The sequence below is a fragment of the Moritella sp. F3 genome (assembly GCF_015082335.1).
Taxonomy (GTDB): domain Bacteria; phylum Pseudomonadota; class Gammaproteobacteria; order Enterobacterales; family Moritellaceae; genus Moritella.
On the sequence record NZ_BLRL01000003.1, the window covers coordinates 433,630 to 447,669 of the forward strand.

General features: G+C 40.6%; 13 protein-coding genes. 5 read left to right on the plus strand and 8 right to left on the minus strand.

Translation table 11 applies throughout. The features are described from left to right. Positions 1-208: 208 nt before the first annotated feature. The 4 genes from JFU56_RS08210 to JFU56_RS08225 are packed head-to-tail and all read right to left on the minus strand — an operon-like array spanning position 209 to position 4,220. Complete coding sequence (locus JFU56_RS08210) at positions 209-1,033, minus strand: 4'-phosphopantetheinyl transferase superfamily protein (protein ID WP_242065918.1); 825 nt, start codon at positions 1,031-1,033, stop codon at positions 209-211. Then, entirely contained in the window at positions 1,033-1,971 is a 939-nt protein-coding gene (locus tag JFU56_RS08215) for an energy-coupling factor transporter transmembrane protein EcfT (protein ID WP_198436792.1), read from the minus strand. The genes JFU56_RS08210 and JFU56_RS08215 overlap by 1 nt, the downstream gene beginning before the upstream one ends. Next, a complete protein-coding gene (locus JFU56_RS08220; protein WP_198436793.1) occupies positions 1,971-3,665 on the minus strand; it encodes an ABC transporter ATP-binding protein in 1,695 nt (564 codons plus the stop codon). Before JFU56_RS08220 ends, JFU56_RS08215 begins: the two co-directional genes overlap by 1 nt. Positions 3,666-3,671: 6 nt before the next feature. Beyond that, positions 3,672-4,220 (minus strand): ECF-type riboflavin transporter substrate-binding protein, encoded by a 549-nt coding sequence (locus tag JFU56_RS08225; RefSeq protein WP_198436794.1) that lies wholly within the window; start codon positions 4,218-4,220, stop codon positions 3,672-3,674. 238 nt (positions 4,221-4,458) lie between these two features. Here JFU56_RS08225 and JFU56_RS08230 point away from each other — a divergent pair, with 238 nt between their 5' ends. Beyond that, a complete protein-coding gene (locus JFU56_RS08230; protein WP_198436795.1) occupies positions 4,459-5,499 on the plus strand; it encodes an oxidoreductase in 1,041 nt (346 codons plus the stop codon). 96 nt (positions 5,500-5,595) lie between these two features. Here JFU56_RS08230 and JFU56_RS08235 read toward each other — a convergent pair whose 3' ends face one another. The 3 genes from JFU56_RS08235 to JFU56_RS08245 form a co-directional block, all read right to left on the minus strand. Then, positions 5,596-6,942 carry a magnesium transporter gene (locus tag JFU56_RS08235; protein ID WP_198436796.1) on the minus strand — a complete coding sequence of 449 codons (1,347 nt, stop codon included), beginning with the start codon at positions 6,940-6,942 and terminating at the stop codon, positions 5,596-5,598. A gap of 295 nt (positions 6,943-7,237) precedes the next feature. Continuing rightward, positions 7,238-7,882 carry a TetR/AcrR family transcriptional regulator gene (locus JFU56_RS08240; RefSeq protein WP_242065919.1) on the minus strand — a complete coding sequence of 215 codons (645 nt, stop codon included), beginning with the start codon at positions 7,880-7,882 and terminating at the stop codon, positions 7,238-7,240. A gap of 6 nt (positions 7,883-7,888) precedes the next feature. Continuing rightward, a complete protein-coding gene (locus JFU56_RS08245; protein WP_198436797.1) occupies positions 7,889-9,493 on the minus strand; it encodes a wax ester/triacylglycerol synthase family O-acyltransferase in 1,605 nt (534 codons plus the stop codon). A 547-nt stretch (positions 9,494-10,040) separates the two neighbouring features. On the opposite strand from JFU56_RS08245, the gene JFU56_RS08250 reads away from it, so the two are divergent. The 3 genes from JFU56_RS08250 to JFU56_RS08260 all read left to right on the plus strand — a co-directional run bounded on the left by JFU56_RS08250 (position 10,041) and on the right by JFU56_RS08260 (position 11,486). Next, positions 10,041-10,532 (plus strand): NlpC/P60 family protein, encoded by a 492-nt coding sequence (locus JFU56_RS08250; protein ID WP_198436798.1) that lies wholly within the window; start codon positions 10,041-10,043, stop codon positions 10,530-10,532. Positions 10,533-10,535: 3 nt separating this feature from the next. Then, the gene (gene yjjX, locus JFU56_RS08255) at positions 10,536-11,078 is read left to right on the plus strand and encodes an inosine/xanthosine triphosphatase (RefSeq protein WP_198436880.1); all 543 of its coding nucleotides are present in this window, start codon (positions 10,536-10,538) and stop codon (positions 11,076-11,078) included. 147 nt (positions 11,079-11,225) lie between these two features. Continuing rightward, positions 11,226-11,486, plus strand: coding sequence for a hypothetical protein (locus tag JFU56_RS08260; protein ID WP_198436799.1), 261 nt, complete (start codon positions 11,226-11,228; stop codon positions 11,484-11,486). A 20-nt stretch (positions 11,487-11,506) separates the two neighbouring features. Here JFU56_RS08260 and JFU56_RS08265 read toward each other — a convergent pair whose 3' ends face one another. Further along, positions 11,507-12,493, minus strand: coding sequence for an EamA family transporter (locus JFU56_RS08265; protein ID WP_198436800.1), 987 nt, complete (start codon positions 12,491-12,493; stop codon positions 11,507-11,509). 111 nt (positions 12,494-12,604) lie between these two features. Between JFU56_RS08265 and JFU56_RS08270 the strand changes: the two genes are divergently transcribed. Further along, positions 12,605-14,038 carry a PLP-dependent aminotransferase family protein gene (locus JFU56_RS08270; protein WP_198436801.1) on the plus strand — a complete coding sequence of 478 codons (1,434 nt, stop codon included), beginning with the start codon at positions 12,605-12,607 and terminating at the stop codon, positions 14,036-14,038. The last annotated feature ends 2 nt before the right edge of the window (positions 14,039-14,040 follow it).

Genomic DNA, 14,040 nt, shown 5'->3' on the forward strand with positions numbered 1-14,040 from the left:
TGGATGAATTTAAAGATTTAAATTGTACATTTAAAATATTTATTCGATGTTAAGAGTTGGGCTGGCGTGTATTTTGGCACTGAAAGGAGATATAAAACTGTGACGGGTTATTATTTACGATGTTGTTATCGGTAACTTTGTGAATGGTTGGTTTTTAATGCTGTCAGTGGCTGTAAGGAAGATTGGCTATGACGAGTGAAAATGAAAACTATTTGGTGTCAGGTTTAAAAGTAACTGTTTCAGTGATATTAACCAGCGGCGTTGTATTAAAAAAGCGCATTTTATATTCAGTATGCTGATTATTACTTGTTGCACGTACAGACATTGCCACGCGATGGATGGTATTGGGGTAGAACAACCAATTACGCCAAATATTGGCATCATCAACACGGTGAGCAGCAAAGCTTAATGTTATGTCATCAATGCAGTGCAGGTGTTCTGGCTGGTGGAAGCCAGGTAGGGTGAAACTGAAATCTTTCAACGGGATTGATAGACCTAACCCCCACGCTTTGATGTAGGACTCTTTTAACGTCCAGTAATCAAAAAATCGGCTTGCTTGTTGTGCGATGGGTTGAGCAAGTAAATCATCAACCTCAATATCCGAGAACGAATATTTAGCAATGCTCAAGACATCGCTGCTACGCTGGGTATTTTCGACATCGCAACCAATATCATCATGTAACATGACGGCACAAATGATTAAATTATCGGTATGGCTAATATTAAAGCGCAGCGGAAGTGGGGGATTAACAATCTCTGGTTTATTCTTTTCACCTTTTGCAAACTGCCAATCAGCGGGTCTAACATCAGCATAGTGAGATAATAAATCACGGATGAAAGCACGCGTGATTAATGCACTATGGCGATCTTTTTCAAACCTAAAGCGTTGTTGTTTTGTTGTTTCTGCAGGTGATAATAGTTGGCTATAAGCCTGTAATAATTCAGGCTGTTGGATCTTGTGCGGAGCAACTGACCATAAATGGATTTCATTGCTAGCTAAGATTAGCTTGTCGTTAACTCCGCTGCGCATCATTAGAATGGATACCAGAATAATTCGGTTGCCATGACACGTTTGATTATCGCGAATGTCACCACTAAACCGATTAACACCATTACGGTGTAGTCCTGTTTCGTCATTGCTTTTAAGCTGTACCAAGTACGTATTTTGTTATGGCCAAAACCACGTAGCGTCATTGCATTTGAGATCTCATCGGCGCGATCTAGGCTTGAGAAAATCAATGGGCCTAATATTTTAGCGACATTTTTAATACGTGATAATACCGAGACATTTTTAGATAAATCGACGCCACGCGCTTGTTGTGCATGCATGATGTTGACGAAATCATTTTTTACATCAGGTAAATAACGTAATGTTAAGCTAACCGCATAGGCAATTTTATACGGTACACCAAGACGATTTAGACTTGCTGCAAACTCAGTCGGATGCGTGGTAAACACAAAAACTAATGCAATCGGGAACATACTGAAGTATTTCAGAGTGACCGTCAGTAAGTAATATAACGTTTCTTGTGTAAGGGAGTAATCGCCCCATAACGGTAATAAGACTGTGCTTGAGCCTATGTATTCTACGCCTTGCTGTGGTGCTAACAAGAACATGAATAAGGCGTTAATGCTAAGTACACTAGCAGTGGCAATTAATAGCGGTTTATAAACTGAAAACGGTACTTTGGTTAATTTAAGTAACGTACAGCCGGTAATAATAAGTGCGAGTATAAGGCGTAAATCAAAGGTCGTTAAAACCACAGTTACCCAAGCTAAAAACAACACAAATTTAGTGACGCCATTAAGCTGATGTAAGGCTGAATTGGTATTGACATAGTTAATACCAAAGTCAATTTTCTTGGTTTTATTGATACTACTTTTATGCTTTTTCTTAATATCGTTGTTAACCGTATTTTTATTCATATTGCTTTTATTGAGTGTGCTTTCGCGATGAGTGTTGTTCTGCATTATGACGGTGCCACTTCAGATTTAATAAATTGCTGCATAAAACCATCGGTATTGTTTATACCAATCGCGTTGGCGAGTGTATACAGACTGGTTATTTTCAAATTCGCACGATCAAGTAGTACAGGGTCGCTGAACACTTGCGAAACGGGCGCATTGGCAATCAATTTACTTTCTGCTATCACAATTGAACGCGTGGTGTATTCTAACACGAGGTGCATATCGTGAGAGATAATCAGCACTGTAATACCCAACGTTTTGTTCAGTGTTCTAATGAACGATAGCATTGACGTATAGTTTCGATGATCTTGCCCAGCTGTTGGCTCATCTAAAATAAGCAGTTCAGGCTCTAACGCTAAGATAGATGCAATCGTGACACGTTTTTTCTGACCGTAGCTAAGCGCTTCAATTGGCCAATGGCGATATTTCATTAGGCCGCATAGACCCAATACGTGCAGTACTTTCTCTTCAACAAATGCCTCGTCGTGGCCACGGTTACGCAGACCAAACGCGATTTCATCAAAAATCATGTGATTAGAGATCATGTGATTTGGGTTTTGCATCACTACGCCGACCTTTTGAGCGCGCTCAAAGATAGAGAGCTTAGCAATATCTTCGCCATTAAGCTTGATTTGACCAGCATCAGGTGCGATAACGCCCATGATCAGCTTAGTGATGGTTGATTTACCCGAACCATTTTTACCTAAGATTGAAACAAATTCACCACGATTAATACTAAATGAAATATCTTCAAGCGCGTTTTTTTCGCCAGTGTAAGAATAAGTTAAATCATTAATCTCAAGTAATGTTTCTGTTGTTTGTTGCTGAACGATCGGTGCTTGTGCATTAAACCAATTGGTTAATGACGTTTGATATTGCAGTAGATTCATTTTGTCGATATAAGCGGGGTTATCTGCAACAGTCATTGGGCATTTTGCCGCTTTTAATGCCGAGATATAGAGTGGTTCGCGGATACCATGAACTTGTAGTAAGGGGGATACGATTAATTCATTAGGCGACATGTCGGCAATGATTTGGCCACGCTCCATTAAGATCACGCGGTCGACATGACGATGTAATACATCTTCGAGACGATGCTCGATAATGATAACCGTTTTGCCTGTGTCTTGATGCAACTGATCGATAATCTCGATGGTTGCCTTACCTGTTTTTGGATCTAGGCTAGCTAATGGTTCATCAAATAACAAAATGTCGGTATCGTCAACCAGAATACCGGCTAGTGATACGCGCTGTTTTTGACCACCAGATAATGCATAAGGTGAGTGATCGAGCAAATCATCAAGATCGACCATCGCGGCAGTTTTCTGCACGATAGGTAGCATTTCCGCTTGAGAAATCATGTCATTCTCAAGTGCAAACGCAATATCTTCACCAATACTTAAACCAACGAATTGGCTGTCGGTATCTTGCAATACCGTACCTACCGATTCGCTATAGTCTTGCATGCGTAACCCTGATACGGGGGTATCATTGATGGTTAAGCTGCCAGACATCTCGCCTTTGATAGCATGCGGGATCAGGCCGTTTAAGCATTGTCCAAGGGTCGACTTACCACTTCCACTTGGACCAATAATGACAATTTTCTCTCCTTTCTCTATCCTTAGATTTATGCCTTTGAGAGTCGCTTTATCCTGCGAAGCATATTTAAAAGAGAAGTCAGAAAATTCGATGGTCATTGTTGATTAACCCTCGGTCAAATTGCGGCTTTGTTTCTTACGTTTGGCAAATGCAGTCAGTAAGATGTAGCCAACAACCGCGATTAATACCGTATTACCTGCAGCAATGATGGTTAATTGCGTCATTACTTTGGTAAAGGGTTCAGCGTAAAGAATGGTATCAAGTAGTGCTGATATACCATAACCTACAGTGTTACCGACTAAGGCAAGTACAACAAAGAGCACCATGTCTTTCATGGAGAATTCGCCTTTTTCTAAACGACCTTTTGTCAGTTTAGGGAACAAACCTATGATAAGACCAACGATACCCGAGCCGAGTACCCACGTTAACCAAACACCCCAGCCAGAGAATAAATCTGTTACCCAATGACCGATAAAGCCTACTAAGAAACCAACTAATGGACCAAATAATACCGAGAAGAGTGCAAGCACTGCCATCGCAGGCTTAAGTGTCGTATTTGCAAACACTGGAATACCAAACATAGGTAATCCGCCGATGCCATATAAAGCAGCACCAATTGCAATCACAACAACGGTTTTAGCTGAAAGATTCATAATAAGCCTTGGGTAAATTAACACGAAAAATTAAAGGTGCGAATTATACAGGAAGACAGGTTGTTAAGGAAATAAACTTGGGCTAGTGGTGTGTTTTTTCTGTTTAATCCACCGCGCTGTTTAGTTATACGGCAATCATGCGGTCTAAACATTGGTTATTTCACAATGAGAATAAGCAGGTTATGATTGAAGGCGATGATATTCAACTGTTGTAGCTGGATCTGTAAAGAGAGTAAGCATGAATTTAAAACCAATAAAAACGGCCATCATAGGCTATGGATTTTCTGCAAAAACATTTCATATTCCTTTCATTAGTCATTTAGCTGAATTTGAGCTAACTGCAATCAGTAGTAGCCAAGGTGAAGCTGTTACAGCAGACTTCCCTGATGTAGAACACTACTTAACAGCAGGTTCGTTATTACAACAGTCAGATGCGGAGCTCGTCATTATTACAGCTCCTAACGACGTGCATTTCTCATTAGCTAAAGCGGCGTTGGAACAGAATAAACACGTTATTATCGAAAAACCATTTGTTATCAATGTTGAAGATGGTGAAGCGCTGATTGCATTAGCTACTGAAAAAGGGCTTGTTTTAAGTGTCTATAATAACCGTCGTTGGGATGGGGACTTTCTTACCGTTAAAAAGCTCATTACAGACGGCCGTTTAGGCGAGGTGAAATGTTTTGAATCCCATTTCGATCGCTTTAGACCGGAAGTACGTCAGCGCTGGCGTGAACAATCAGCGACAGGTGGCGGCATATTATTTGATTTGGGACCACATCTACTCGATCAAGCCTTACAACTGTTTGGTTTACCCCATGCGATCACTGCGCAATGCTTAATAATGAGGGAAGGCTCTACAAATATCGATTACTTTAACCTTGTATTACATTACCCTGACCACATTGCCACGTTACATTGTGATCTGTTCAGTGCTGGACCCAATAAGCGTTTTAGCGTGAAAGGTAATAAAGCGAGTTATGAGAAATACGGCTTAGACCCACAGGAAGATTGTTTAAAAGCAGGCGTTGTGCCAGTGGATGCAAGCTGGGCTGATGAAACTCCTGAGCAATATGGCCATTTATATACTTTGGATACAGTTGAAACAGTTCAGACTGAGCGCGGTGGTTATCAGCATTACTTTCAAGCGATGGCTGCGGCTATAAATAGTGACGGTCAAACGCCAGTGAATGCTGAAGATGCGCTGTGGAGTATTAAGCTGATTGAACTCGCTATGGAAAGCAGTCGCTTAGGTCAAACTTTAACTGTGCAGAGATAGCCTTAGCTATTGTTAGCTTGACGCGCAATGCCAATTCATATGGTTATCGGTATTGCGCACCTAGTCTAAGCTAGAACTTGAACTTAGAGTCGCAACTTATAGCAGTAAAATAGTACCGAGCCCTAAGAACACGACGAAGCCTATGATGTCTGTTACTGTTGTTAAAATAACTGAGCCTGACAATGCAGGATCAATTTTCATTTTATCTAACGCCACCGGCACTAAAACACCCGCCAGTGCCGCCGTGATGATGTTTGCCACAATAGCCAAACCAATAACGATACCGAGCATGACATCATTAAACCAGTAACCGGTCACTAAACCAATCACTAACGACCACAAAATACCATTGAGGATGGCGACTTTGAGTTCCTTGAATAACAAAGGCTTCATGTTTGCCATGGAGATATGCCCTAATGCTAAACCACGGACTATCAAGGTTAAGGTCTGGCTCCCTGCAATACCCCCCATAGATGCAACCACTGGCATTAATACTGCTAGCGCAACCACCTGTTGAATTGTCGCTTCAAACATACCGATGAACCAAGATGCTAGAAATGCGGTTAATAAGTTGATACCGAGCCAAATTGCACGATTTTTAGCGCTCTTACGTACTGGTGAAAATAGATCTTCGTTTTCATCGAGACCCGCTGTTGCCATTATTTGTGATTCAGCATGTTCGGCTTGCAGTTTATAAGCAGCGCCAATATCTAAACGACCGATGAGCAAACCGCCCGTCGTTATCACTGGTAACGCGGATTCATTGCTTTGTGCGACTTTATCTGCGGCAATGTAGACATCTTCGTTGGCGTTCAGCGTGAGGTAATCTTCTTCAATCAATTCTGCCACGCGTAATAATGGGTCGGCACCAAAAAGCTGATTGATGCGAACAACACCTTGCCAATTACCGCGGTTATCTACTAGGAATACCACGTTACAGTGTAATGAACTGCTGCGACGAATTAATCTTAATACTACTTTTATTTTGGTTTTTGCCGGTACAACAAGTGGCTGATGGTCACACCAATGGCCAACTTCATCGTCATTAAATTGTTGCGCAGCCGAGTAGTGCGATAGCTGAGTTTCATCCATCTTAGCAAGCACTGTTTCAAGGTGCTGATCTGGGATGATGTCTTGTAATTCAACTAATGTGTTGGCATCAATATCAGTGAAGAGTGCCAGTAATGCTGCATGTGTTAATGAATCAACAATGGACTCACCAGCATCTGCACGCATCTCGACTAATATAGGCAGTTTTATATCATCAGATATTTGTGACCAGGTTTCTAAACGTTCTAAAAAGGGTAGAGATTCTAACAATAAGGCCATGTCGACGGGCGATGTCTCATGCGCAAGTTTTTCAATAAAAGCTTGCTGCGCTGATGTATCAAGATTATTTGTTAGTAGTTCTTCAACCGCATTTTGAACGTCATTTTCTGGCATCGTCCGACCTTATATGTCGATAGTATGGTTATCAAGATTAAGCTGGGATTATCAACCTTAAATGATTATAGGTAAATAGACAAATGGATAAATAGTTTTTATAGAGAGTATGTTAATAGCGCTAAGTTGTTTTTGTTTGGGGGACTAGTCGAGGGCAGACTCTGGGTATTTACTAGGGGACTATGACAAGACAGGAGAGTAAAATAGAAGAAATAGAGATTAAAAATAAAGAATAAAATAGAGTGAATCATTTACAGGTTCGATTCACTCTATTTTGATTTACAGCATGTGGTATTTAGCTAAACAAACTCGTTGCTTCAACCGGGTTTTGCTCAACTTCATATTGGTATTTTTCTTTTGATTCACTAGAAAAATAGGGTTCAACTAACATAATAATACGCAATACAATACGTTGAGTAATCGCTTGAAGGTTGTAATCTTCTTCAGCTAATTGTGTATCGAGTGAGTTAGTTGCGATCAAGCAGATAGTATCAGCCATCGAACTTTGCTGTGCTTCACTCATTTTAATTTCACTGCTGGCGTTTAACGATGTTAGCATCTTTAAGAAAAAGCTATGATGATTATTAACAAGACGCATAAAGCGACGTTTCAACAACTTGTTCTCATCGAAAATAACTTTCATATCACGATAGAAGAACGAGTATTGTTGAATCAGACCAACGTATACATTGAGGTAGGCCCAATAATCTTCAAACGCTTGCACGTCATCTTCATAGAATGACATGAGTTTATTAATAGCGGCTTCATACTCATAAAACAGCTCAGTTAATAATTGGTCTTTGCCATTAAAATGGTAATACAAATTACCTGGGCTAATTTCTAGCGCATTCGCAATTTCAACAGTAGATACTTTTACATGTCCATATTGGCTAAACATCTCTAAACTACACTGTAATATCCTGTCACGTGTTTTCATCATTTATCCCTAAGCTGATGCTGTTACAGCTTTATCCGCTGTATCTGCGGTGATTATGTTTTCTGCTGCGATTTTCTTTGCAGGCTGAGTTGCTTTGCTATCTAATGTTGGTGTTTGAACTTCTTGAGGCTTTTCTGCATCCGCTAATATCTGTTCGATAATCGCTAAACTTTCTTGTTTAATGTCCGAGTTGCTCTTAGGCATCGCGAGCAGTGCGATTTGTTCCATTACAGATGCTGTTGCACTTGTTAATACTTCATTTTCAAGTTCGGCAAACGCACTGTTTACGAATTCTGCCAAATCGGTTAAATCGGGTAGGGCAGAACGGCATGATACTAAACCAACATTAATTAAACCGTTATAGCTGTATAGCGTAATGTTCAAAGACATACCTGGTGGCAATACTGAGATAGGAAAACATTGCTCCATTTTCGCACCCATCATATATAGCGGTTCACGTGGACCCGGTACATTTGAAATCAGTACATTACCCATTGGCGGTAATATGGTATCTAAGCTTAAGAATTCGCTTACAACGGCAAGGCCTTGGCTCGCCATGGTATAACTAGTGAGTGCTTCCTTGGTTAGCAGACGTGTTTCATTTTTTAGTTTGATGCACGAATCTTTAATCGTCATTAAGCGTTCAAGCGGGGACTCACCACGGTAAGCAAGTTCAACTAAGCTGATAGCAACTTGGTTGTTGGTTACGGTATCGCCAGCGTCACGTAAGCTCATTGGCATTTGAGCGACAAGTGGTTTTTTAAGGTTAAAGTTTTTGCTTGCAAGGTAGTTATGAATCGCCATGTCACAGATAGTAACAACGACATCATTGATCGTAGCGCCTGTCATCTTACCAATACGCTTCACGCGTGTTAGTGGCAGTGCTGAAACAGCTGCACGACGCGCACGCTTAGGGCTCACTGAAAAGGGTGTTTTTGGTGCCATAAACGGTGTTGGCATATCTGCTTTATATACATTTGCAGCTTGGAACAACAACTTAGTTGTTAGTTTAGTCAACGATGGAATTGACTTAACTTGGCCTGATAGCTTTTTCGATGTTTTGCTAATCGAGGTTAGCATGGTATCAAGTTCTTTTTCTTTTTGTTCGCGTTCAATATTCCAAAACGCAGTCATCGGTGCGTCAGTATTCTTACTTAAATAAGACATCAATAGCTGATTGGCTTTCGCACCGTCAGTGAAAGCGTGGTGTGCTTTTAAGTAAATAGCGAATTTGTTATCTTCTAAGCCATCAATCAGTATCATTTCCCACAACGGTCGGTTTCTATCGAGCAGTGTTTCATGTTGATGTTCAACAAAGTGTAGTAGCTGACTTTCATTGCCTGGTTGCGGTAGCATGGCAAATCTTACATGGTAAGACAGATCGATGTTATTATCTTTTTGCCAGTGATACTGCCCAGTAAGTTGCTTCTTGAGCTTTAAATTAAAGGGTTGTTTAATTTCATCCTGTGACATTAAGCTGTCAAACAGATCACGGGTAAAGTTATCTGCGTAATTTTTAGGAGCCGTGAAAATTTGTAATCCGGCTACATGTTTAGGACTGGCAACTGTTTCTGTGTACAAAAAACCCATATCAACTAGCGTAAGTGCTTGCATGTTATCTAATCCCTATGCAATAAATCCATAAAATAAAGTGTTTAGATACTAAGCTCTACTTTGTAGTTTTTCTATATCTATATGGGTATATGTTAGTTTGTTGTTTTGCATTTGTAAATAGTGACAGGGTGTTAAGTGTGTTTTTAAGAGTATGAAAATAGTATTAAATATATTATTGATGCTGTTACTTAACGATTTAATGGCATTATTTGTTAAATTTATAAAACGATGGCTACATCGAAAGAACTTGATAAACAAAGAGGTCAGACCTGATAGTGTTAATTGAAGCACGTCATGTTATCGGTAACCTGGCGGTTGTTTGTAACAGTGCTCAGCTGTGAATAAAATGCCATATTGATGCATTTTTATTTAATTTTTATTTGTTTTTTAATTTTTTATTTATTTAATCGGTCAATTTTGGTGTAGGTTTTGAGCATTCTCACTGAGATTTTAGTGGAAGGGCATAAACGGGTTGTTTTGCGCCATAGCGTAAAGGTAGAATATCGAGAATTAAATAGAGAGTGTTAAACACTAACGGATATATATAATGCTAGTTAAATCGTTTTGTTGTGCTCTATTATTGCTGCTAATGTCTGGCTGTAGTCAGAATAGTGTAAGAAAACAACCTGAAAGCCCCTCCAAGATTAATGTACCTGCGCCTGAACTTGCTTATGTGCAGGGTTTGTTGTTATCGCAATATAAAGATTGGCGTGGCACGCCGCATAAATGGGGAGGGATGAGCAAGCGTGGTGTTGATTGTTCTGGTTTGGTTAAACTGACCTTTGCACAGCAATTTTCCTTGTCGCTCCCACGCACAACTGCAGAACAAGTAAAAGTAGGTCGTTCGATAAAGCGTCAGCAATTGCGTTCGGGTGATTTAGTGTTTTTTAAAACGGGCGTGAACGTGCGTCACGTTGGGATCATGGTAGATGAATCTCAATTTTTTCATGCATCGAGCAGTCGTGGCGTGATCATATCTCGGTTAGATAATCCCTATTGGCATAGCCATTACTGGCAATCAAGAAGAGTTAATTTATAAATGATGGAACAGAAATTAATTAAAGTGATGGTTGGGTCAAAAAATCCAGTGAAAGTGAATGCGTCACGTAGCGTGATTGCGCAATTGTATCCCGATTGTATTGTTGAATGTGAGGGACTGAATGCCCCTTCCAATGTAGCAGATCAACCTATGAATGCGGCTGAAACACGTGAAGGTGCGATTAATCGTGTTAAGTATTGCCAGCAACATGCTGACGCGGACTTTTATATTGCTATCGAAGGTGGCGTCGATCTGCTGGATGATGGCCCAGCTACATTTGCATATGTGGTTATCACTAATAAAGAACATCAGTCTGTCGGGCGCAGTGCTGCATTACCTTTACCTGCGCCTATTTACCAGTCGTTGCTTGATGGTGAAGAATTAGGTCCGGTAATGGATAAGCTATTTAAAACCGTTAACATCAAACATAAAGGTGGGGCGATTGGCTTACTCACTAATGGCCATGCAACACGCGAAAGTAACTATACTCAAGCGCTAACATTAGCAATGGCGCCATTTTTGTACCCTGACCTTTATGCTCAATAGCACTGCTTGCCAATAACTTGATGTTAAGACTGTTATTTGAACGCTTTGTAATTTAATGTAAAGGAAATTGATAAACCCTATTGATAATAGTTCTCATTTGTGATTATTATTAGGATATGGTTTATAAACGTTTATAGGGATAGCAGTATGGCGAGCAAGGTTAATTTAAGTATATCAACACATAAACTGGCAGAGTTGATTCAAGCGGGCCACCTGTGTGTCGCAGATTTGAACTGCTTAGATGCTGAGTCGAAGCAGCAAGTTTGGCAATTGTGTTTATGGAGCTGCAACAAGCGCGTTCATTGTTCTAAACCTTGTACGCAGCAATGTAACAGCGGTTATTGTGCCGATGCTACAGAGCGAAAGACTGATAAACAATCAGCATTAATTGAAATTAGTGCTGAGTGAGGTCAGATATTCTGTTTCAATTACTGCGGTTTTATTTTCAGTCTTAATGATTTCATAAAAGGTGCTAGTAACGGTGCTAGTAACGGTGCTAGTAACGGTGCTAGTAACGGTGCGAATAAAGGCGCGATTAAAGGTATTATGACGCCCGCAATAATCAATGAAAACGCAATCACTTTGTTTACTTCCAGTTGTTCATCATAAAAGATCACCGATCCTACCAATGCAAAAATAGGAACCAGTAACTTAAATGGACTCATTATACTTAGTGGATATTTAGCCAGCATTTTATTCCAAATCCAATACCCTAATAATGTTGTTGGATAGGCCTGAAAGAGTACCGATGCTAACGCTGTTGGATTTAACGTGTTCGTTAGTTCACTATAAAGGCTCACCCCATTGATTAGATAGGCCATTGCAAATAACGGCAGGGGGGCAAATAGACAAGACCATGCTACAAAAGCAAACATATCTTTAATATCCATTTTTTTAACCATTAAACTAATGGCACTCATGCTAACCGCCCCTATGATCGCAAATGTAAAACCGATTAGCGTCATCGTACCATCTGATATATTGGCAATAAAAACCAACCCAAGTAAGGTTAATGCGAGACCTATTTTTAAACTTGCAGTAATACGTTCTTTTAGAAAAATAACCCCCATCATCACACTGATGAAGACACTAAATTCAAGAATTAAACTTGCAGTGCCCGCTGATAAACCTGAGTGAATCGACATTGACATCATTCCCCATAAACCGACGCCAAAAGTGATGCCATAAAGTGCCATGTAGCTCCAAGGTACATCCGGTTTCCGTACAAAAAAGATAGCGGGAAAAGCCGCAAAGGTGAAACGTAGCCCTGTTAAGATAAACGGATCTATGTTGTCCACGCCAGCCTTGATAACAGAGTAGTTGAAACCCCATAGGCAAGTTACAGCGACAATGATAATTAAGTGAATAGGTGTTATGGCTCTTCCGTGCCTTGCTGTGACTAATGTTACCTGCATAATCCTGCTCCGTGATTTTAGTGTTTGACTAGTATGTCGAGTTCATAAATAATAAACAGATGCACTTTGTGGTAATTTTTAGGGTACAGTTTGATTTAAGGAAGGGAATACATGGCCGCACGTTATATTACAATTTCAGATACGATTATTAGCGACGTTGATAACGGTGTATTGGTAATCGACCAGCGCATGCCGTCGTTAAGACAATTTACTCAGCTACATGACGTGAGTATGACCACGGCCAATAACTGTTATCAACGTTTACTTGATTTAGGCTGGTTACACGTAAAACCACAAATCGGTTACTTTATTACCCAGCCATTGAATAAGCAAAGTACACCGAGCTATCCACAATTTAATGCGCAGATTAGTAAGCCAAAAATCAGCCAGTCCATTGAGCAAGGTTTACGTGGACCATTTTATACTGCGCAATTACCGGCTGAGTTATTACCCCAAGAGACTTTAAGTCGCTGTTTACGCCGAGCGAGTCTGCGGGCTGGTACAGCGCTGTTTGCCTATCCTGATTATCAAGGGGATATTGAGTTGAGAACGGCACTAGCTGGACACTTTACACAACAGCATTTCCCGCTAAAAGCAGATAAGTTAGTGATCACCAACGGCTGCATGGATGCAGTGCGCAGTGCAATCGAGATCACCACGAGTCCAGGGGATACCATTGCCGTATCATCACCTTGTTTTAGTGGTTTACTGAACTTATTACAGAACATGGGACGCTCAGTGATTGAGCTCCCGTGTTACAAGGCGCAACTTGATTTAGACCAACTTGAAGCACTGCTGCAAGCGAAGCGTATCGCTGCTTGTTTATTTAGCGCTAACCATATCAATCCACAAGGTTTTTGCCTGAGTAATCAACAGAAGCAAAGTATTGCCGAGCTTGCCCTGCGTTATCAAGTGCCCGTGATTGAGGATGATATTTACTTGGAATTAAGCTATTCGAATACGACCCCGTTACCGATTAAATATTGGGATAAGTCGGGCTGGGTATTATGGTGTAGCTCCGTATCCAAAACCATTGCTGCGGGATATCGTTTAGGGTGGTGTGAGCCCGGGCGATTTTTTGATGCGTATTTACAGTTGCGTAATGTGCAATTCTTTGGGGTTAATAATATCGTTCAACATACGGTGTGCGAGTTTATTAATACTGGGCACTATGCCAAACACTTGAAGAAGTTAACCACAACCTTGGCATCTCATGCGCGACAGTATCACAGTGTGCTACGAGAATTATTGCCTGAAAAGACCAAGATCAGTGTTGCTGAAGGGGGCATGGTTATCTGGTTACAACTCGAAAACATGAATAGTAAAACTGTACTTCACGAAGCATTAAAGCAAAATGTCCCATTTCGCGCAGGAAGTGAATTTACTACGCTTGAATATTATCAAAACTGTCTAAGGTTAAACATTGGTTGGCCAATTGTGGCGAATGAAAAAGAGACGGCTGAAAAACAAGCTCAGGCACTGGCGTTAAGAGCGAAGCTTGTTATTTTGTGTGAGTTGATTAACGCCAATGTGGCCGTAAAGTGATT